The 2,552-nt window shown below is 59.9% G+C and carries 3 protein-coding genes; all 3 read left to right on the top strand.

What is annotated here, in order from left to right:
• The coding region (locus tag UW3_RS0102270; RefSeq protein ID WP_010220572.1) for an acyl-CoA dehydrogenase family protein at positions 1–484 on the top strand (484 nt) is incomplete at its 5' end.
• Between the two features lie 11 nt (positions 485–495).
• Positions 496–1,524, top strand: a complete 1,029-nt coding sequence (locus UW3_RS0102265; protein ID WP_010220571.1) for a phosphotransferase — start codon at positions 496–498, stop codon at positions 1,522–1,524.
• A gap of 25 nt (positions 1,525–1,549) precedes the next feature.
• Positions 1,550–2,320 (top strand): SDR family NAD(P)-dependent oxidoreductase, encoded by a 771-nt coding sequence (locus tag UW3_RS0102260; protein WP_010220570.1) that lies wholly within the window; start codon positions 1,550–1,552, stop codon positions 2,318–2,320.
• The last annotated feature ends 232 nt before the right edge of the window (positions 2,321–2,552 follow it).

Raw genomic sequence — 2,552 nt, 5'->3', positions numbered from 1 at the left:
CGGCGGCGAAGGCCAAGGCTTCGAAATTGCGCAAAGCCGGCTGGGTCCAGGCCGGATTCATCATTGTATGCGCCTGATCGGATCCGCTCAGCGTGCATTGGAGTTGATGTGCGCCCGGGTCGAGCAACGGGTAGCGTTCGGCAAGAAGCTCTCCGAGCAAGGCTCGATACGCGAGGACATCGCGCGTTCGCTGTGCGATATCGAGCAGGCACGCCTGTTGACCTTGAAGGCTGCCGACAAGATGGACCGCACCAGCTACAAGGACGCGCGGGATCTTATCGCGATGATCAAGATCGTTGCCCCGACCATGGCGCAGCAGGTCATTGACCGCGCCATTCAGGCTCACGGCGCACTGGGCCTGTGCCAGGACAGCTTCCTGCCGCGCGCCTTTGCCAATGCCCGGGCCATTCGCCTGGCCGATGGCCCCGATCAGGTGCACATGGCTTCACTGGGCAAAGCGGTGATCAAACGCTACACAGCTTGAGGAAAGACTACATGACCCACATTGAAAACCTCGACAACGAGCGCCTGGGCGCCTACCTGGAAGCCGTTCTACCCGGTTTCAACGGGCCTGTCGCGTTGGAGAAATTCGCTGGCGGGCAGTCGAACCCGACATACCGGTTGCGCGCTGGCGGGGCCGATTACGTGTTACGCAGCAAACCACGGGGCGCACTGCTGAAGTCCGCTCACGCGATCGACCGTGAATTTCGCGTCATGCAAGCCCTGCGCAACACCGAGGTTCCAGTAGCCCACCCGTACCACCTCTGCGAGGATGCCAGCATCATCGGCAGCGACTTCTACCTCATGTCGTTCGTGGAAGGGCGGATTTTCTGGGACCCCGCACTGCCGGAGATCGAGCAGCACCAACGCTCTGCCTACTACAACGAGATGAACCGCGTACTGGCAGCGATGCACCGCCTGGACGTCGAAGTCATCGGCCTCGGCGATTATGGTCGAGCCGGTAACTATTTCGAGCGGCAAATCGCGCGCTGGACCCAGCAGTACCAGGCCAGCGAAACCGATACCAACCCTGCGATGAACCAGCTCATCGAACGGCTACCGATGCTGCTGCCGCCAGACGACGGGCGCGTCAGCCTGGTCCATGGCGACTATCGACTGGACAACTTCCTGTTCCACCCTACCGAACCGCGCATCCTCGCTGTAGTCGACTGGGAACTGTCCACACTCGGCCATCCCTTCGCCGACCTGGCCTATCAATGCATGCAGTGGCGCATGCCGAATGACGGCCTGATCCGCGGGTTGGGCGGCCTCGACCGCCAGGCATTGGGCATACCCGACGAAGATGCCTATATCGCCGACTATTGCGCGCGCATGGGACTGGCAAAGATCGAAAACTGGAACTTCTATCTCGCGTTCAGTTTTTTCCGGCTTGCCGCGATCGCTCAAGGTGTGAAAAAACGCGCCCTTGAAGGCAACGCTTCCAATACGCAGGCGCACGAAACGGGTGAGCTGGCCCGGCCGCTCTCGCAAATGGGACTGGACCTCATGGCCCCTGGCAACTGAATTTCCGTGGCTTGGAGAAGTTACGATGGTTAATGAACGTTTTTCGCTGGCTGGCAAAGTCGCTCTCGTCACCGGCGCTTCAAGCGGTATCGGTTATTGTCTCGCCCGCGGCCTGGCGCAGGCTGGGGCCACGATCGTGGCATCGGCTCGCAGGCTCGACCGGATCGAGGCACTAGTGCACGAGATCAACAACAGCGGTGCCAAGGCCATCGCTGTTGCCATGGATGTGACCTCGAGTGACAGCGTACATGCCGCGTTCGACGCTGCGGCAGCCGAAGTCGGCGTGTGTGACATTATTATCAACAATGCCGGTATTGCGACCCCAGCCCCCTTTCTGGAAACCGACGAGATCTCAATGGATGCGGTGCTGAACACCAATTTCAAGGGCATCTGGCGCGTATCCCAGGAGGCTGCGCGTCGGCTTGCCGAGGCAAAGCGACCGGGAGCAATCATCAACATCGCCTCGATACTCGGCCTCGGGGTGCAGCCCGGTTACAGTGCCTATGCGGCGTCCAAGGGCGCAGTGGTCCAGTTGACCCGGGCACTTGCCAATGACTTGATGCGCTATGGCATCCGGGTCAATGCCATTGCCCCCGGCTGGTTCGAAACGGAAATGAGCCAGGCATTTTTCGCTAGCGAAAAGGGGCAGGCAGCCCTACGCTCAATGCCATCACGACGTTTGGGCCAGCTCGACGAACTGGTTGGACCGGTGATCATGCTCGCTAGCGAGGCGGGTTCCTTCGTCAACGGCGTGGTGTTGCCAGTAGACGGAGCCCATCATACCCGCCTGGCATAACGGTATTGCTGCAAAGCAGGACACAGTATAGTCAACGTTCTGTGTCCACCGGCCGGCCTTCAGAAACTCCGGAAACATTAAGGCGCGATGCCCTGCGGGGATCCGGATAGCCTTTGAGCAAAGGCTCATATTGGAACTGCAAAAAAATGCGAGAGTGGTTTGCACCACCCTCGCATCCTTTCACACATGCGCGGCCTCAGGCACCGCCAAACACAATGTCGCTATTGAGCAG

It is taken from the genome of Pseudomonas donghuensis (assembly GCF_000259195.1).
Classification (GTDB): Bacteria; Pseudomonadota; Gammaproteobacteria; order Pseudomonadales; family Pseudomonadaceae; genus Aquipseudomonas; species Aquipseudomonas donghuensis.
This window is presented reverse-complemented; position numbering and strand designations above follow the sequence as displayed.